Below are 18000 nucleotides of genomic sequence, written 5' to 3' on the forward strand. Positions count from 1 at the left end.
GGCGGATGCGGCCCGGCGGGTGCGGGGCTTACGCGCCCAAGGCGGGGTAATCGGTGTAGCCGTGCTCGCCGCCGCCATACAGTGTGGCCGGGTCCAGTTCGGCCAGGGCCGCGCCGCTGCGCAGGCGTGCAACCAGATCGGGGTTGGCGATGAACGCACGACCGAAGGCGACCATGTCGGCGTAGCCGCTGGCGACGGCGTGCTCGGCACTGTCCACGTCATAGCCGTTGTTGGCAATCCACGGGCCGCGGAAGCGGGCACGCAGCGCGGCGTAGTCGAACGCGATGTTGTCCCGGTCACCGCCGGTTGCGCCTTCGATCACGTGGATGAAGGCCAGCCCTTCGATACTGTCCAGACGTTCCACCGCGCGGTTGAACAGCGGCTGCGGGTCGCTGTCGTGAGCATCGTTGACCGGGGTGACCGGCGACAGGCGCACACCGGTACGGGCGGCGCCGATGGCCTCGGCCACGGCGCTGGTTACTTCAAACAGCAGGCGCGTGCGGTTTTCAATGCTGCCACCGTAGGCATCGCTGCGGTGGTTGCTGCCATCGCGCAGGAACTGATCGATCAGGTAGCCGTTGGCTGCATGCACTTCCACGCCATCAAAGCCCGCCGCGATGGCGTTGCGCGCGGCGATGCGGTAGTCCTCGATCAACGCCGGAATTTCATCGATCGCCAGTGCGCGCGGCGCGGACACATCCTCGAAGCCGTTGGCGGTGAAGGTCTTGCCGTTGGCGCGGATCGCGCTGGGTGCCACCGGCACTTCACCGTCCGGCAGCAGGCTGGTGTGGGAAATGCGGCCCACATGCCACAACTGCAGCACGATGCGGCCGCCTTCTGCGTGCACGGCATCGGTAATGTGCTTCCATGCCGCCACCTGCTCGGCGCTGTAGATGCCTGGAGTGTCCAGGTAGCCCTGGCCAAGCGGACTGATCTGGGTGGCCTCGGCAATGATCAGGCCGGCGCTGGCGCGCTGCTGGTAGTAGGTGACCGCCAGCGGCGACGGTACGCGATCGGGCAGGGCGCGGTTGCGCGTAAGCGGAGCCATGGCGATGCGGTTGGCAACGGCGATATCACCCAGGCGGGTGGGCGTGAACAACACGCGGGATTCGGCACTCATCGGGGGTCCATGCACTGCAGGGGAGGTGTGCATGAGCATAGGGCGCTGCGCGTTGCAGCGATGGGAAGGATCGTTGCGTGGCGGCGGTGCGCCGCGTGCCGTTTCCGTAACACGTGGCGGCGTAGATTCGAGAGCAGGCGGGCAGGCCCGCATCGATTGCCAACACGTGGAGTACACAGATGATCGATTATCAGCTGGGCGGAAAGACCGCCATCGTTACCGGCGGTGTTTCCGGCATCGGCTTGGCCGTGGCCGAGCTGCTGGCTGCATCGGGCGCACGCATTTCAGTGTGGGACCTGAAACAGGACGCCGTGGATGCGACCGTGCAGGCCTTGAAGGCCAAAGGTGCCGAAGCAATTGGCATTGCGCTGGACGTGACCGACGAGGCGGCGGTGGAAGCGGCCGTGCAGCGCACGGTGAGCGAACTGGGCGGGCTGGATATTGCCGTGAACAATGCTGGTATCGGCGGCCCAGCGGCCAGCAGCGGCGATTACCCGGTGGATGGCTGGAAGCGCGTGGTGGATGTGAACCTGACCAGCGTGTTCCTGTGCCAGCGCGCGCAGATCCAGGCGATGCGCGCGGCGGGCAAGGGCGGCAGCATCATCAACATGGCCTCGATCCTGGGCCAGGTGGGCTTTGCCGGTTCCACCGCGTACGTGGCGGCCAAGCACGGTGTGGTGGGCCTGACCCAGACGGCGGCCTGGGAACATGCTGCCGACGGCATCCGCATCAACGCGGTCGGTCCGGGCTTCATTGCCACGCCGCTGCTGGACAAGATGGATGCCAACGCGCGTGCCACGCTGGAAGCCAAGCATGCCCTGAAGCGGCTGGGCAAGCCGGACGAGGTCGCTGCGTTGGTGGCCTGGCTGGCCAGCAATGACGCCTCGTTCGCGACGGGGACCTACTACGCGATCGATGGCGGTTACCTGGCGCAGTAATGCGCTGAGGTGCGGTGCCGCCGGGCCACGCCCGGCGCTACCGGGTGAACCGGCCGTGCGGGCGCCTTCACTGTGGTGCCACGCGCGGCGCGCGACGCTCCGGGAAAATCCCGGAGCCTGCCGATGGAACTCACCCAGGACGTATCGATCCTGCTGCGCGTTGCCGCCGCCATGCTGTTTGGCGGCGTGCTGGGCGTCGAGCGCGAGATGGGCAAACACGCCGCGGGCCTGCGCACACACATGCTGATTGCGGGTGCGGCGGCGCTGATCGTCGGCCTGGGCGATTCGGTGGCCGAACATTTCCAGCAGGAGCGCTACCGCGATCTGCTGCAGGTCGATCCGGTGCGCCTGATCGAGGCCGTGGTGGCCTGCGTGGGGTTCGTTGCCGCCGGCACCATTCTGCGCGGTAACCGCGAAGACCAGGTCAGTGGGCTGACCACCGCCAGTTCTCTTGTGATGGCCGCCGCCATCGGCATTGCCGTGGGCATTGGCAAGTACGTGATCGCCATGGGGGTGAGCGTGCTGTGCCTGCTGGTGCTGGCGGTGATACGGCGGGTGGAGAAGAAGCTGTGAGTGCCGGGGTGGGGTCGGAGCCCCTGCAGGGATCCGACCCCGATGCCATGTAGGTCGGAGCCCCTGCCGGGGTCCGACCCCGCCGCGACCAGGGTCAGATCCCCGCAGGGGCTCTGACCCTTTCTCGTAATGGTCCTACCAATAAACCAGAACTAACGCTATGGTCTAATAGGCGTCTAGCGGGAATGGCGGTTCAATCCGCCACCAGTGGTGCATTTGTTGTGAATAATGGTACGACCAATATTCGCGCGCCACGGACCGCCCCACTGCGGTGGGTTTCCCGTCAACGCCGAGATTTTCCATGCAGCCCTGGCAACACCTGTACGACCCCGCCGGCAACCTGTGGTTGTCCAGCCTGATCGCGCTGCTGCCGATCGCCTTCTTCTTTGTCGCCCTGGCCGTGCTGCGCATGAAGGGCTGGCTGGCCGGCACGATCACCGTGGCCATCGCGCTCGGCGTGGCCCTGCTGTTCTACCGCATGCCGCTGGCGCAGGCGCTGGGCGCGGCCGGCTATGGCTTTGTCTACGGCCTGTGGCCGATCGCCTGGATCATCATCGGCGCGGTGTTCCTGTACAAGGTCTCGGTCAAGACCGGGCAGTTCGACATCATCCGCGCCTCCATCCTGTCGGTTACCGAAGACCAGCGCCTGCAGATGTTGATGGTCGGCTTTGCCTTCGGTGCGTTCCTGGAAGGCGCCGCCGGGTTCGGCGCGCCCGTGGCGATCACCGCCGCGCTGCTGGTCGGCCTGGGCTTCAAGCCGTTGTATGCGGCCGGCCTGTGCCTGATCGTCAACACCGCACCGGTTGCGTTCGGTGCCATGGGCATTCCGATCATCGTCGCGGGGCAGGTGACCGGCCTGGACGCGTTTGAGATCGGCCAGATGGCCGGGCGCCAGCTGCCGTTCCTGACCATCATCGTGCTGTTCTGGATCATGGCGATCATGGATGGCTGGCGTGGCATCAAGGAAACCTGGCCGGCGGTGCTGGTGGCCGGTGGTTCCTTCGCCATCGCCCAGTACCTGACCTCCAACTTCATTGGCCCGGAACTGCCGGACATCACCGCTTCGCTGGCCTCGCTGGTCTGCCTGACCCTGTTCCTGCGCCGCTGGAAGCCGGTGCGCATCTTCCGTTTCGATACGGAAACCAGTGCGCAGGCCGCGGCGCAGGCGCTGGAGGCACCGCGCCATAGCGTCGGCCAGATTGCCAAGGCGTGGTCGCCGTTCCTGATCCTTACGGCGATGGTCACGCTGTGGAGCATCAAGCCGTTCAAGGCGTTGTTCGCCACTGGCGGTGCGCTGCAGGGGTGGGTGCTGAAGATTCCGGTGCCCGGGCTGGACCAGATGGTGCAGAAGATGCCGCCGATCGTGCCCGCGCCGCTCAGCTACGAAGCGGTCTACAAGTTCGACTGGTTCTCGGCCACCGGCACCGCCATCATCCTGGCCGCGGTGGTTGCCATCGTCGCCCTGCGCATGCCGGCCAAGGCCGCGCTGCAGACCTTCGGCGAAACCGTGCGCGAGCTGCGCGTACCGATCTATTCCATCGGCATGGTGCTGGCCTTTGCGTTCATCGCCAATTACTCCGGGCTGTCGGCCACCTTGGCGCTGGCGCTTGCCCACACCGGCGATGCCTTCCCGTTCTTCTCGCCGTTCCTGGGCTGGCTGGGCGTGTTCCTGACCGGTTCGGACACGTCTTCCAATGCGCTGTTCTCTGCCTTGCAGGCCACCACCGCCCAGCAGATTGGCGTGTCCGATGTGCTGCTGGTGGCGGCCAACACCACTGGCGGTGTGACCGGCAAGATGATTTCCCCGCAGTCCATCGCCATTGCCTGTGCGGCGGTGGGCCTGCCCGGCAAGGAATCGGACCTGTTCCGCTTCACCGTCAAGCACAGCCTGATCTTCACCACGATGGTCGGCCTGATCACCCTGGCCCAGGCCTACTGGCTGACCTGGATGATTCCCTGAGCCATGGCCGCTCTGCTTCTCCAGCCTCGTGCCGTTCGGGTGACAATGGCGCCATGAGCATGCAACGGGTTTCGGACAAGGTGGCCGCGCAGCTGCGCGCGCTGGTGCAGGAACAGCAGCTGCAGCCGGGCGACCGGCTGCCGGCCGAGCGCGCACTGGCGGTGCAGCTGGGGGTATCGCGCACGGCGCTGCGCGAGGCCATTGCGCAGCTGGCCAGCCAGGGCCTGCTGACTGCCCGTGTGGGTGGCGGTACCTACGTGGCAGCACCGGCCGCACGCGCCCGGCAGGCGCTGGATGAACCGCTGGCGCCGTACCTGCCGCTGTTCCAGGGCGACCCGGAATACCGCTTTGATGTGCTGGAGATCCGCCATGCGCTGGAAGGCGCCACCGCCTGGCATGCCGCATTGCGCGCGACCGATGAGGACCGCACGCGCATCGCCGCCGCGTTCCAGACCATGATGGACGCGCACGGCAAGGATGACCCCGCCGGTGAAGCGCAGGCCGATGCCGCGTTCCATCTGTCCATTGCCGAGGCGTCGCACAACCTGGTGCTGCTGCAGGTGATGCGTGGCCTGTTCGAACTGCTGCAGACCAATATCTCGCAGAGCCGCGAGAAGCTGTACACCTCGGCCCGCACCTTCTCGCCGCTGTCCGACCAGCATCGGGAAATGATGGATGCGGTGCTGGCCGGCGACCCCGAGCGTGCGCGCGCGGCCGCGCATGCCCACCTTGAATTCGTGCACACCACGCTGCGCACGCTCGATGACAACGAAGCCCGGCGTGCACGGGCCTCGCGCCTGCCGTCCCCGCACGGCTGACTACTTCCGGTTGACCCATGATCATTTCCGCCTCCACCGATTACCGTGCCGCAGCGCAACGCCGGCTGCCGCCGTTCCTGTTCCATTACATCGATGGCGGCGCGTATGCCGAGCACACGCTGAAGCGCAACGTTTCCGATCTGTCCGACATCGCGCTGCGCCAGCGCATCCTGCGCAACATGTCCGACCTTAGCCTTGAAACCGAGCTGTTCGGCGAGAAACTGGCGATGCCGGTGGCGCTGGCGCCGGTGGGCCTGACCGGCATGTATGCACGCCGTGGCGAAGTGCAGGCGGCACGCGCGGCCGACAGTCGCGGTATTCCGTTCACCCTGTCCACGGTGTCGGTGTGCCCGATCGAGGAAGTGGCACCGGCCATCCAGCGCCCGATGTGGTTCCAGCTGTACGTGCTGCGCGACCGTGGCTTCATGCGCAACGCGCTGGAGCGGGCACAGGCCGCCGGCGTGACCACCCTGGTGTTCACCGTGGACATGCCGGTGCCCGGTGCGCGCTATCGTGACGCGCACTCGGGCATGAGCGGCCCCAATGCGCCGCTGCGCCGCATCGGCCAGGCCATCACCCATCCGCGTTGGGCGTGGGATGTGGGCCTGTTCGGCCGCCCGCACGACCTGGGCAATATTTCCGCTTACCGCGGCCATCCGACCGGACTGGCGGACTACATCGGCTGGTTGGGCAGCAACTTCGATCCGTCCATTTCCTGGAAGGACCTGGAATGGATCCGCGAGTTCTGGAAGGGGCCGATGGTGATCAAGGGCATCCTCGACCCGGACGATGCGCGGGATGCGGTGAAGTTCGGTGCCGATGGCATCGTGGTGTCCAACCACGGTGGCCGCCAGCTCGATGGTGTGCTTTCCACCGCGCGGGCGCTGCCGGCCATTGCCGATGCGGTGCAGGGCGATCTGAAGATCCTGGCCGATTCGGGCATCCGCAATGGCCTGGACGTGGTGCGGATGCTGGCGCTGGGCGCCGACACAGTGTTGCTGGGGCGCGCCTTCGTCTACGCATTGGCGGCCCAGGGCGAGGCCGGCGTGGCCAACCTGCTGGACCTGATTGCCAAGGAAATGCGGGTGGCGATGACGTTGACCGGCGCGCGGCGCATTGCCGATATTGGCCGCGATTCGCTGGTCAGCCTGCCGTGAGCGGCGATGACGCGGTGCTGCAGCAGCTGCGCCAGGCGGTCGGCCGCCGCCATGTATTGACCGGCGACAAGGCCACCCGCCGATTCCGCCGCGGCTACCGCTTCGGTGAAGGCCCGGTGCTGGCGGTGGTACGGCCTGGCACGCTGCTGGAACTGTGGCGCGTGCTGCAGGCCGCCGTGCAGGGTGGGGCGGCGATCATCCTGCAGGCTGCCAATACCGGCCTGACCGGCGGTTCGACTCCGGATGGCAACGATTATGGGCGCCCGATCGTGTTGATCAGCACGCTGCGGCTGACCGGCATCCAGCTGTTGAACGGCGGCCACCAGGTGCTGTGCCTGCCGGGTGCAACCCTGGACCGGCTGGAACAGACGCTGGCACCGCTGGGGCGCGAACCGCATTCGGTGATCGGTTCGTCCTGCATTGGTGCCTCGGTGCTGGGCGGGGTCTGCAACAACTCCGGCGGCGCCCTGGTGCGCCGTGGCCCGGCCTACACCGAGCTGGCGCTGTATGCACAGGTCGATGCGCAGGGCCGGCTGCAACTGGTCAACCACCTGGGCATCGCCCTGGGCGATAGCCCCGAGCAGATCCTGCAGCGCCTGCAGGACGGGCAGTACAGTGCGGCCGACGTGGGCGATGGCGATGGGCGCGCCGCGTCCGACCAGCGCTACAGCGACGACGTGCGCCAGGTCGATGCCGATACGCCGGCACGCTTCAATGCCGACCCCGGCCGCCATTTCGAGGCGGCGGGCTCTGCCGGCAAGCTGGCGGTGTTCGCCGTGCGCCTGGACACGTTCGAAAAAGAAGCGGCCGAAGTGTTCTACATCGGCAGCAACCACACCGCCACGCTCACCGCCATCCGCCGCCAGCTGCTGACCGGCTTCGAGCGGCTGCCGATCGCAGGGGAGTACATCCACCGCGATGCGTATGACATCGGCGAACGTTATGGCAAGGACACCTTCCTGCTGATCGACCGCCTGGGCACCGCCCGCGTGCCGGCCGCATTCGCATTGAAGAGCCGCATTGATGGTTGGTTCGAGCGCGTCGGGCTGCGCGGCGTCACCGACCGGGTGATGCAGGCGTTGACCGCGCTGCTGCCTTCGCACCTGCCGCCGCGCATGGGCGAGTTCCGCCAGCGTTTTGAGCATCATCTGCTGCTGAAGGTCTCCGCGCAGGATGCGGCCGAGACCGAGCGATGGCTGCGCGAATGCTTCGCCAACCATGAGGGTGGCTTCTTCCGCTGCACGGCCGAAGAAGGGCGCAAGGCTTTCCTGCACCGGTTCGCCGTGGCCGGTGCCGCGGTGCGCTACCGTGAAGTGCATCGCGCGCAGGTCCAGGACATCGTGGCGCTGGATATCGCGCTGCGGCGGGATGACGCCGAGTGGTTCGAATCCCTGCCGGCAGATATCGACGGGCGGCTGCTGCACAAACTCTATTACGGCCACTTCCTGTGCCACGTCTTCCACCAGGACTACATCGCGCGCAAGGGTGAAGACCCGATGGCGATCGAACATGCGATGTGGGCACTGCTGGACCAACGCGGTGCGGAGTATCCGGCCGAGCACAACGTGGGCCATCTGTACCCGGCCAAGCCGGCGCTGGCGGCGTTCTACCGGTCGCTGGATCCGAGCAACACCTTCAACCCCGGCATCGGCCATACCTCGAAAGCGAAGGGGTGGGGCGGGTGTGATTGCCCAGCTTCGGTAGAGTCGAGCTTGCTCGACTGAACGAACGCAGTCGAGCAAGCTCGACTCTACAAATGCCGGAGCCAGGGCAGTCGAGCAAGCTCGACTCTACTATCATGCGGATTCGGCATGGATGCGCGGATGCGCAGGAGCGATGATGCACACCCCGATGTCCCGAACGGCGCTGGCCGCTCTGCTGCTGGCCAGCCCGGTACTGGCGCTGGCGCAGGGATCGATTCTTCCGCAGCAGCGCGATGCCGCTGGCAATGTGATGGAGCCATTGGGCCAGGTGCTGCGCGTGGATGAGCGCGGCGGACCGTCCGGCTTGTACGATTGTACCGGTGATGGTGCCTGGTGCGTGCGCGTGCTGCCCGCATCCGGTGACGGCGAGCGGCCGAGCGTGTTGGAAGTGCTGGAGACGGTGGCCGGCGAGGGCCAGCCGCAGGCGTACCACGTGAGCATCGATGTTCCGCCGGACGGCGAACTGTCCGTATGGCCGTGGATCGTGCGGCTGGCGCCGGACGTGGGCGCCGACCAGACGGTAGCCGATCCGCAGCAGCGCGCGCGGCAGAATGTGCTGGTGGGCGGCATCAGCAAGGTCAGCACGATGTATTCCGGCGGCGGTGCCGAGACGTCGCGCCTGCAGTTGGCACGCGTGCGGCACCTGGACGACGGCATCCAGATCGACGATGCGGTGCTGGGCCTGGCGTGGACGGGCGAGGCGGAGATCCGGGCCTGCTTCGGCGAGCAGGACGTGAAGCGGCGCGCCGGTGCGTGCCATGACACCTATGGATTCTCGGCACGGCTTTCGCTGGATGCCGCTGCCAGGGGCATGCCGGTGCTGCGTTACCAGACCGTGGCCACGCGTTTTCCGGCCGGTGTTTCGCGAAACGAAGATTCATTGGCCAGGGCGCCACTGACCAGGAAGGACCTGCGGACCGAGCAGGACCCGGCGTCCACCTATGCGCGCATGTTCCACTTCAGAGGGGGTGCATACCAGCCGGACCAGGCATTGCCCGATTGTTCGGGTTACACGGATGGGTAGAGTCGAGCTTGCTCGACTGAACGAAGGCAGTCGAGCAAGCTCGACTCTACGAAATGCCGGGGCCAGAGCAGTCGAGCAAGCTCGACTCTACCAATAGCCGGGGCGCGGGCCGTGGGGCACGCCCGGGGTTATTCGCAGCGGGCGGCGGTGATGATGTTGTCCTTGTCCACGTACACGCGCAGGCGGTCGGGGCGGATGTCCTTGGTGGTGATCGTGTTCGGCCCGATCGGGTTGACCAGGCCGGCGCCGCTCTCGCGTGACAGGCGCCGCATGTTGGCTTCGTCGGCCGGCTGTCCGACGGCCCAGCCCAGTGCGCTGGCGTTGCATTGGCCGCTGCCGCTTACCTGCGGGCCGGGCGTGCTGACACAGGCCGACAGCAGCAGGGCCGAGGCGGGCAGCAGCAGGGACAGGCGGATGGCGGTCATGCGGGCGCTCCTGCGCAGGGGATTGGCTGCACCATAGCACCGCCGCCGTGCGGCCGGGAGCGGTGCGATCATTGCCGCTGGCGGCGCCACGCTGCATAGTGGCCGGTGTATCGACAGGCGTGTGATCGCAGATGAAGGCAGGCAGGTTCCACCCGGCGCAGATCCTGGCAGGCGTGCTGTGCCTGTGCACGGCGGTGCTCGCCCAGGCGCAGGCCGACCCGGTCCCGGCGGCCGATGGCGCTCCGTTCGGCGCCTGGCGCAACCTGCAGACCGAGACCGGCTATGAGCCGGCGCAGCGCAACCTCGCCTTTGCCATGCTGCCGCAGGCGGCCACCCGCGGCGACCGGTTCGCGATCCTGGACCGTGAGGGCCGGCGCACGGTGTGCTGCCTGCAGGTGGCCAGTCCATCGCTGGGGGTCAATGCACTGCGCGAGCAGTACCACCTGCCTGCGGTATGGGTGGCCGATCTGAGCAATCTGCACAGCGCTGCACGGCCGTATGTCCCGCACGTGTATGCCATGCAGCGGGTGGACGAGTTGATCGACTACCGCTTCGCCGACGTGCCTGGTGCGTACAGCGATCTGGGTGGCCTGCTGCTGCCCGAGGGTGCCGCGGTGGATGCTGCGGGCACGACCGTGCGCTGGGGCCAGGCGCAGTACCAGCTGAAGTTCCAGCGTCTGCCACAGGCCGATGAGGAAGGCGCGCTGGACCGTTACACGCTGCAGTTGCTGCCTGCCGGTACGCCGCTGCGGGTCGAAGTGCCGTTCGGCACCTACTGAGGCGTTGCCGGCAGCCGGTAGAATGGCGGCCCGCCTGTACGGAACCCGCCGTGTTCACCCGTTCGTTGCTGCTGTTGTCCCTGGCCTGCGTGGCCGGCTGTGCCACCACGCCGCCGCCCGCCCACTCCGATGCGCTGTGGCGGGTCATCCAGCGTGACTGCCTGAGCGAGCAGGGGCCCCAGGGAAGCTGCCTGCAGGTGGAAGCGGCCGCCGACCGGCGCGACGTGCTGGTGAAGGATACCCACGGCGATTACCAGTACCTGCTGATGCCGCTGGACAAGCTGAGCGGCATTGAAAGCCCGGCGCTGTACCGGCGCGGTGTGCCCAACTATTTCGCCGCGGCCTGGCGGGCCCGCGTACACAGCGAACGGGCACTGGGCCAGGCCCTGCCGCGTGAAGTGGCCAGCCTGGCGCTGAATTCGCCGCACGGACGTTCGCAGCACCAGCTGCATATCCATGTGGACTGCCTGCGCGCCGACGTACTGCAGGCGCTGGACGCACATGCCGCTGCGCTGGGAACCCGATGGGCGCCGCTGCCTGTGCCCTTGCGCGGCCACCAGTACCAGGCGCGCCTGCTGCCCGGTGCCGAACTGACCGCCAATCCGCTGAACCTGCTGGCCCATGAGCTGAGCGGCGTGGGCGATGTCGGCCAGTGGAGCCTGCTGGTGGCGGGCCGGCAGAACGTGCAGGGCACGCCCGGTTTCGTGCTGCTGGCGACCCGGCTGGATCCGGCCAGCGGCAACGACGCCAGCGCCGAGGAACTGCAGGACCATGCGTGTTCGCTACTGACCGGCGCTGGCCAGGCGCTGGAGCGGGTCCGCTAGGCCGGCTCGCCTTGGCGGCGGCGCCATTCCGGTGCGGTCAGCGCGTGCAGGTGGCGATCCTGCCAGTGCTGGCCGTCGAAGTGCTGGCCGCGCAGGACGCCCTCGTGGGCGAAGCCCGCTTCGGTCCAGACCGATGCGATGGCCGCGGGGGTTCGTGCCGGCAGCAGCACGTACAGGCGGTGCAGGCCCACCTGCTCGAGAAGGAACGCACAGAGCGCGTGCAGGGTATCGCGCAGGCGCTCGGCATTGCCCCACGTGGCCTGGCAGAACGGGTGTAGTTCGGCGCTGCGCGCCTGGGTGGACTGCAGGCGTACGCCCAGTTGATCCACCAGGCGACGGCTGCTGGCGTCGAACACGCCCAGCAGCAGTTGATCGTTGTCGAACTGCAGGCGTGAACGCTGTACGCCGATCAGCAGTTGTACGTCAGCATCCGGGCGGCAGCTGAAGCCGTGCCGCGCGCGGCGTGTCACGCACAGGCCGAGCCACTCGTTCAGGTCATTGCGGTGCAGCGGGCGCACGATCACGCCGCCGTGGGCCAGATGCAGCAGGTGCCGGCGCAGGACCGGGTGCAGTGCGGGAATGGGGGAGGGAAGGGGTTCGGTACACATGCATTCGACGGTGACCTGCCGGCCCGGCAGAAACCATCGAATACGTTGCAAAGCGCGTGAAGGCGCCCAGTGCGCTAGGGCAACGCAGCGACCCCGTAGGATTCGATCACATAGCTGAAAGGCTGCTGCTCGCGGTCGCGCAGGAGTGCACGTACTTCCAGGATCACGCCCTGATTGCCATCGCCACGTGGCGGCCAGAACGTCTGGTCGGCCAGGGTCTGGCGCTGGAACCCGAGCGGCCCGACCACCCGGCCGAAGGGCTCGTCGGTGCTGTCCAGCACCTGGTTCATCGCCGGGCTGAGGCGCGCAGGCAGGTACCAGTTGTCGGCCTCGGACAGCACACGGCTGCCGCAGACCAGCTGCACGCGACGGTAGTGCACGGCGCTGCCATCGGTTGCACCCAGCGCGTGCAGCACATCGGCCGGGGCGGCCTTGTCCTGGCCACGCACGCGTACCGCACGCACCCGCGCCTGCTCGGCCAGGCCGTGCTCGGCACACCAGCTTTCCAGCGTGGCGGTGGCGCTCTGGCCACTGAGCACCCGCTGGTGCAGGCGTTCCACCAGCACGGCGGCGGCGACGCGCTGCTGGCCGGGCGGCGTGGGCGGCGGCGTGGTGGCCGCAGCATCGCTGGCGGACAGGCTGGCGATCGGGGCAGCGGCCAACAGGGACGCGGCCTGCCAGCGGCGAAGACGATCGTGGCGGTCGGACGGGCCCATGCGGCATCTACAGCGGGAACAGAGCGCTATGTTACCTGTTCAGGGGGGTGTGCAGCGTGGCGACGAGGCGGACGCATCGCTCTGGTGAATGTGTGGCATCGCCATATTTCGTTGGCCGATGGCAGCGAGGGGGCGCACGATGGGCCCCTTGTCTGCCTTGCGGAGTAACCCATGACCCTTCAGTTCGTTCATGGTGGCGTGGACCGCCACGGGGCGCCACTGCACTTCCACATCCGTGACGGCCAACTGCAGGCGATCAACGCAGCGGGCGGCGCGGCGGAAGGGGCGGAAAACGTCAATCTGGCCGGTTTCACCGTGCTGCCGGGGCTGGTCGATGGCCATATCCATCTGGACAAGAGCTTCGTCGGTGACCGCTGGCACCCGCACCAGCCGGTGGCCAGCCTGCGCGAGCGCCTGGCCGTGGAAAAGGCCGCCGTCGCCGCGGCCGTGCCCATGGTCGAGCGTGCCGAGGCGCTGATCCGCCAGTGCAGTACCTTCGGCACCGTGGCCATGCGCTGCCATGTGGACATTGATGGCAGCACCGGCCTGCAGCATCTGCAGGCGGTACGCGAAGCGGCCGAGCGCTGCGCGGACATCATGCAGATCCAGCTGGTGGCGTTTCCGCAGGCCGGGGTGATGTCCTGCCCGGGCACCGCCGAGGTGCTGCGGCAGGCCCTGGACGCTGGTGTGCAGGTGTTGGGCGGCATCGATCCGACCACGCTGGACGGTGATGCCGAAGGACAGCTTGCCCTGTTGTTCGGCCTGGCCGAGCGCCACGCCGTGCGCCTGGACATCCATCTGCATGAGCCGGGCGAAACCGGACTGGCGCAGTTGCTGCGGATTGCCGCGCGCACCCAGGCCGCTGGCCTGCAGGGCCGGGTGGCGGTCAGCCATGCCTACGCGCTGGGCGAAGTGCCGCTGGCGCGTGCATTGCAGGTGGGCGAGGCGCTGGCCCGCGCGGGCGTGGCGATCATGAGCAACGCACCGGGCGACCGCCCGTTCCCGCCGTTGCGTGCGCTGCATGATGCCGGGGTGCGGGTGTTTGCTGGCAACGACAACATCCGCGATTGCTGGTGGCCGTACGGCAACGGTGATCTGCTGCAGCGGGCGATGCTGCTGGGTTACCGCTCGGGGTTCTACACCGATGCCGATCTGGATCTGGCGCTGGACATGGTGACCACCCATGCCGCGCAGGCGATCGGAGTGCCGCAGTACGGCATTGGCGAAGGGCTGCCGGCGACCTTCGTGGCAGTGCGTGCGGACCACGGCCCGGCGGCGGTGGCCGGCGTACCTGTGGAACGGCGCGTGGTCGTGCAGGGGCGGTGGTTGTAGTTGGCAGGGCTGCGCCCTGCACCTGCCGAAGCGTCGAGCAACGTCAACGTCAACGGCAAAAGCGGGCTATCCGTGGGGTGGCGGGGCGGTGTCGGAGTGCGGGGACGCAGCAAGTCCCCCTCCGGGGCCCGGCCCAGCCGCTGGCGGCTGTGCGTTCGGGCGCTTGCGAAGCAGTGCTTCGCAAGCAAAGCGCCCTCACCCGTGTAGGCTTGGCAGCCGCATCCATGCGGCTGACACCCCGCACTCCGACACCGCCCCACCTCTGACAGATTCCTGCAGCTGTTGGGAACTGCGATGGTTGTCCGCGCGGCTGTTGGTAGGTGTCGACCTTGGTCGACACGATTTTTCTGTCAGATATCGAAATGAATCCGGGGTCAGATCCGTTTTCCTGCGGAAAACGGATCTGACCCCAAGAGCCGTTCCAACAGACCACGTAAAACTGTCGAAGGCGGGGTGGGTCCGGTTGCGGGGGCGTGAGCGCCATGGGCCCGAGGCATGCCTCGGGCGGGTTGGGCAGGACGCCCAACCCCGGTCTTGCCGTGTGCGCAGGACAGCGCACACGAGCAAGCGCGACCGAGCTTACATGGACGTACTTGCAGCGTCCCCCGCAACCGGACCCACCCCGCCCACCCCAGGAATCCAGCCTTTGACCTTGACGTTGACGTTGAATGGGCAGGTGCAGGGCGCAGCCCTGCAAACAAAGAACTACTCCGCTTCGCGCTGCACTTGGCGCCAGAGTTCGGCGGCCAGTGCGCGTACGGCTTCGTCTGCATCGGGGCGGTGCAGCAACCCCAGCTCGTAGTTGTCGATCACCGGCAGGCTGCGTTCGCCATCGATGATGCGATGCTCGCGGCCCACCGCGCGGCGTGGCAGCAGGCTGATGCCGATGCCATCGGCCACCGCGCCCTGGATGCCGCTGAGCGAGGAACTGGTGAACGCAATGCGCCAGCGCAGCCCCAGCGCCTCCACCGCCTGGATCATCTCGTCGCGGTACAGCCCGCGCGGCGGGAAGGTGACCAGTGGCAGCGGATCGTGCTGCAGGCTGCTGCTGCGCACACTGTCGATCCAGTGCATCGGCTCGCGCCGGCAGTGCACCGCCTGGCGTGTGTTGCGGCGCTGCTTCACCAGCACCAGGTCCAGCTCGCCATGGTCGAACCCATGGGCCAGGTCGCGGCTCAGGCCGCTGCTGATTTCCAGCTTCACCTGCGGGTGGCGACGGCTGAAGGCAGCCAGCATGCGGGTGGTCTGCGGGTTGACGAAATCCTCGGGCACGCCGATGCGTACCGCGGTTTCCACCGTGGCACCGGCCAGTGCCTGGGCCAGCTCCTCGTTCAGATCGAGCATGCGCCGTGCGTAACCCAGCAGGGTGTGGCCGGCGTCGGTGGGGTGCACATCGCGGTGGCCGCGTTCGAGCAGGCGGTGTCCAGCCAGTTCCTCCAGCCGCCGTACCTTCTGGCTCACGGTGGACTGGGTGGAGTGCAGGCGGGTGGCGGCGGTGGTGAAACTGCCGCAGTCGGCCACCATCACCAGGGCCCGCAGCAGGTCCAGTTCGAACAGTGTTCTATTCGATTTGGCACTGTCAGCCATTTGAACATTTCACTTCTGGATGATTGCTGCGACTTCTACCATGCAGGAAAGGGTGCGGCAAGCGGGCCGCAGCGCCGCACCGGCCCCGCCGCAGAGGAGAATCGCAGATGCGCATCCATCGTTGCCGCCGCTGTCCCACGCTGGGGCGCCTGTTGCTGCTGTGCCTGCTCGCGGTGCTGCCGACTGCCTGTTGGGCCAGCACCGGCGCGGCCGATGTGCGCCTGCACGATGCCGCTGCCCGTGGTGATGCCGCGGCCGTGCGGGCGGCGCTGGAGGGCGGTGCCCAGGTGGAAGCGCGCGACGCGCAGGGCCGTACGGCGCTGCTGCTGGCCACCCACGGCAACCGGCTGGAGGCAGCACGTGTGCTGATCGACGCCGGTGCCGACGTCAACGCCAAGGATGCGATGCAGGACAGCGCCTACCTGTACGCCGGGGCGCGCGGGCTGGATGAGATCCTCGCGCTGACCCTGGCCCACGGTGCCGATCTGCGCAGTACCAACCGCTATGGCGGCACGGCCCTGATTCCCGCCGCCGAGCGCGGCCACGTGGCCACGGTGCGCATGCTGCTGCGTGCCGGGGTGGCCGTGGACCACGTCAACCGTCTGCACTGGACCGCGCTGCTGGAGGCCATCCTGCTCGGTGATGGCGGCCCGCGCCACGTGCAGATCGTGCAGTTGCTGCTGGAGGCCGGCGCCGACCCGCATCTGGCCGACGGCGATGGCGTGACGCCGTTGGCGCATGCCCGCCAGCGCGGCTACACCGCCATCGAAACCCTGCTGCGCCAGCACGGCGCGACCCACTGATATCCCTTCCACCCCGCACGCCCGCGTGCCTACCAGGATGCCGTCCATGTTCCGTTGCTGCCCCTTGTCCCTTGCGATCCTTGTTGCTGTCGCGCCGCTGTCGGCGTCTGCAGCCGAACGTGCCGACCTGCTGATCCGCAATGCCACCGTGGTCGATGTCGAGCACGCGCGCAGCCTGCCCGGGCAGAGCGTGGTGATCCGTGGCGATGACATCGTGGCGGTGGGCCCCGACGCGCAGCTGCGCAGCCAATGGAGCGCCAGCGGCCAGATCGATGCCGCCGGCAAGTACCTCATTCCGGGCCTGTGGGACATGCACGTGCACTTCGGCGGCGGCCCGGCGCTGGTGGAGGAAAACAAGGCGCTGCTGCCGCTGTACATCGCCCACGGCATCACCACCATTCGTGACTGTTCGGGCGACCTGCCGGAACAGGTGCTGCAGTGGCGCGGGCAGATTGCCGACGGCACCCTGTTCGGGCCGCGCCTGCTCAGTTCAGGGGCGAAGATCGAGGGCATCAAGCCGGTGTGGAAGGGCACCATCGAAGTCGGTGACAAGGCGCAGGTGGATCAGGCGATCACCCGGCTGCAGCGCGACAAGGTCGATTTCGTGAAGATCACCGACAGCACGCTGAAGCCGGAGTTGTTCCTGTACTCGGCCAGCGCCGCGCGCAACGCCGGTCTGAAGGCATCCGGCCATATTCCGATGGCGTTGACCGTGGAGCAGGCGGTGGATGCGGGCCTGGCGTCCATTGAGCACTTGGATTACGCGTTCAAGGCCGGCAGCAAGGATGAGGCGCAGATCGCCGCCGACTTCGGCGCTGGCCGCATCGACCGCGCCGAAGCCAACCGCCGCCTGGACGCCAGCTTCGACCGCGATACCGCGATGCACGCCTACCGCGACTTTGCCAAGCGCGGCGTATTCGTGACCCCGACCCTCAATGGTGGGCGCATCCTGGACTTCCTGGACCAGGATGACCATGCCAATGATCCCTACCTGGCCTACATCGGCCCCGGTCTGCGCGCGACCTACACCTGGCGCGTGGAGCGTGCGGCCAAGGCCAGCCCGGCGCAGATCGAGGCGCGCCATGCGCAGTACCACCAGGTGGCCGCAGTGCTGCCGATGCTGCAGGAAGCAGGGGTGACGATCATCGCCGGCACCGACGCAGGCTTCCTCAATTCGTACAACTTCCCCGGCATTGCCCTGCACCAGGAACTGCAGTTGTTCGTGAAGGAGGGGCTGAGCGCACCGCAGGCGCTGTCGGCGGCCACCCGTTCCGGCCCGGCGTGGTTCGGGCAGATGGACCGCTATGGCGGTGTGGCCGTGGGCAAGGCTGCCGATCTGGTGCTGTTGACCGCCAACCCGCTGCAGGACATTGCGGCAACGCAGAAGATCGACAGCGTGATCCTGCGCGGGGATGTGTATGACCGCGCCGCGCTGGACAAAATGCTGGCCGATACCCGCGCCAAGGTGGCCGCGTGGAATGCGCAGTCGAGCTCGCGCGACTGAGCGGAACGCCATGAACGTAGAGTCGAGCTTGCTCGACTGAGCGGAACACCATGAACGTAGAGTCGAGCTTGCTCGACTGAGCGGAACGCCGTCGAGCAAGCTCGACGCTACGGTAAGGCAGAGGCCGTC

General features: G+C 67.6%; 17 protein-coding genes. 12 read left to right on the plus strand and 5 right to left on the minus strand.

Going from position 1 to position 18000, the window contains the following annotated elements:
• Window positions 1-28 precede the first annotated feature (28 nt).
• Window positions 29-1153 (minus strand): alkene reductase, encoded by a 1125-nt coding sequence (locus tag G4G00_RS09825; RefSeq protein WP_164272995.1) that lies wholly within the window; start codon window positions 1151-1153, stop codon window positions 29-31.
• Between the two features lie 146 nt (window positions 1154-1299).
• Here G4G00_RS09825 and G4G00_RS09830 point away from each other — a divergent pair, with 146 nt between their 5' ends.
• From G4G00_RS09830 to G4G00_RS09860, 7 genes are all read left to right on the plus strand, one after another.
• Window positions 1300-2058, plus strand: a complete 759-nt coding sequence (locus tag G4G00_RS09830; protein WP_164272998.1) for an SDR family NAD(P)-dependent oxidoreductase — start codon at window positions 1300-1302, stop codon at window positions 2056-2058.
• A 123-nt stretch (window positions 2059-2181) separates the two neighbouring features.
• Window positions 2182-2631, plus strand: a complete 450-nt coding sequence (locus G4G00_RS09835) for an MgtC/SapB family protein (RefSeq protein WP_108756423.1) — start codon at window positions 2182-2184, stop codon at window positions 2629-2631.
• A 301-nt stretch (window positions 2632-2932) separates the two neighbouring features.
• Window positions 2933-4591, plus strand: a complete 1659-nt coding sequence (gene lldP / locus G4G00_RS09840) for an L-lactate permease (RefSeq protein ID WP_164273001.1) — start codon at window positions 2933-2935, stop codon at window positions 4589-4591.
• A 53-nt stretch (window positions 4592-4644) separates the two neighbouring features.
• Window positions 4645-5409, plus strand: a complete 765-nt coding sequence (gene lldR, locus G4G00_RS09845; protein WP_108753335.1) for a transcriptional regulator LldR — start codon at window positions 4645-4647, stop codon at window positions 5407-5409.
• Between the two features lie 17 nt (window positions 5410-5426).
• Window positions 5427-6566 (plus strand): FMN-dependent L-lactate dehydrogenase LldD, encoded by a 1140-nt coding sequence (gene lldD / locus G4G00_RS09850; RefSeq protein ID WP_164273004.1) that lies wholly within the window; start codon window positions 5427-5429, stop codon window positions 6564-6566.
• The gene (gene dld / locus G4G00_RS09855; RefSeq protein ID WP_164273007.1) at window positions 6563-8290 is read left to right on the plus strand and encodes a D-lactate dehydrogenase; all 1728 of its coding nucleotides are present in this window, start codon (window positions 6563-6565) and stop codon (window positions 8288-8290) included. Before lldD ends, dld begins: the two co-directional genes overlap by 4 nt.
• A gap of 115 nt (window positions 8291-8405) precedes the next feature.
• Window positions 8406-9293, plus strand: coding sequence for a hypothetical protein (locus G4G00_RS09860; protein ID WP_164273010.1), 888 nt, complete (start codon window positions 8406-8408; stop codon window positions 9291-9293).
• A 128-nt stretch (window positions 9294-9421) separates the two neighbouring features.
• Here G4G00_RS09860 and G4G00_RS09865 read toward each other — a convergent pair whose 3' ends face one another.
• Window positions 9422-9718, minus strand: coding sequence for an I78 family peptidase inhibitor (locus G4G00_RS09865; protein WP_108753333.1), 297 nt, complete (start codon window positions 9716-9718; stop codon window positions 9422-9424).
• Window positions 9719-9849: 131 nt separating this feature from the next.
• On the opposite strand from G4G00_RS09865, the gene G4G00_RS09870 reads away from it, so the two are divergent.
• On the plus strand, window positions 9850-10497 hold the full coding sequence (locus G4G00_RS09870) for a decarboxylase (protein WP_234414512.1): 648 nt from the start codon (window positions 9850-9852) through the stop codon (window positions 10495-10497).
• Window positions 10498-10547: 50 nt separating this feature from the next.
• The gene (locus G4G00_RS09875; protein WP_164273013.1) at window positions 10548-11321 is read left to right on the plus strand and encodes a CDP-diacylglycerol diphosphatase; all 774 of its coding nucleotides are present in this window, start codon (window positions 10548-10550) and stop codon (window positions 11319-11321) included.
• On the opposite strand, the gene G4G00_RS09880 is transcribed toward G4G00_RS09875, so the two are convergent.
• Entirely contained in the window at window positions 11318-11929 is a 612-nt protein-coding gene (locus G4G00_RS09880) for a GNAT family protein (RefSeq protein ID WP_164273016.1), read from the minus strand. The two genes, G4G00_RS09875 and G4G00_RS09880, sit on opposite strands and share 4 nt — an antisense overlap.
• A gap of 74 nt (window positions 11930-12003) precedes the next feature.
• Window positions 12004-12645 carry a hypothetical protein gene (locus tag G4G00_RS09885; protein ID WP_108753330.1) on the minus strand — a complete coding sequence of 214 codons (642 nt, stop codon included), beginning with the start codon at window positions 12643-12645 and terminating at the stop codon, window positions 12004-12006.
• A 171-nt stretch (window positions 12646-12816) separates the two neighbouring features.
• Between G4G00_RS09885 and G4G00_RS09890 the strand changes: the two genes are divergently transcribed.
• A complete protein-coding gene (locus tag G4G00_RS09890) occupies window positions 12817-13977 on the plus strand; it encodes an amidohydrolase family protein (RefSeq protein WP_164273018.1) in 1161 nt (386 codons plus the stop codon).
• 705 nt (window positions 13978-14682) lie between these two features.
• Here G4G00_RS09890 and G4G00_RS09895 read toward each other — a convergent pair.
• Window positions 14683-15564 carry a LysR substrate-binding domain-containing protein gene (locus G4G00_RS09895; RefSeq protein WP_108753328.1) on the minus strand — a complete coding sequence of 294 codons (882 nt, stop codon included), beginning with the start codon at window positions 15562-15564 and terminating at the stop codon, window positions 14683-14685.
• Window positions 15565-15671: 107 nt separating this feature from the next.
• On the opposite strand from G4G00_RS09895, the gene G4G00_RS09900 reads away from it, so the two are divergent.
• Both G4G00_RS09900 and G4G00_RS09905 read left to right on the plus strand, forming a co-directional pair.
• A complete protein-coding gene (locus tag G4G00_RS09900; protein ID WP_164273021.1) occupies window positions 15672-16367 on the plus strand; it encodes an ankyrin repeat domain-containing protein in 696 nt (231 codons plus the stop codon).
• Between the two features lie 46 nt (window positions 16368-16413).
• On the plus strand, window positions 16414-17871 hold the full coding sequence (locus G4G00_RS09905; protein WP_164273024.1) for an amidohydrolase family protein: 1458 nt from the start codon (window positions 16414-16416) through the stop codon (window positions 17869-17871).
• Window positions 17872-18000: the final 129 nt, after the last annotated feature.

The organism is Stenotrophomonas sp. B1-1 (genome assembly GCF_010894375.1).
Lineage (GTDB): Bacteria > Pseudomonadota > Gammaproteobacteria > Xanthomonadales > Xanthomonadaceae > Stenotrophomonas.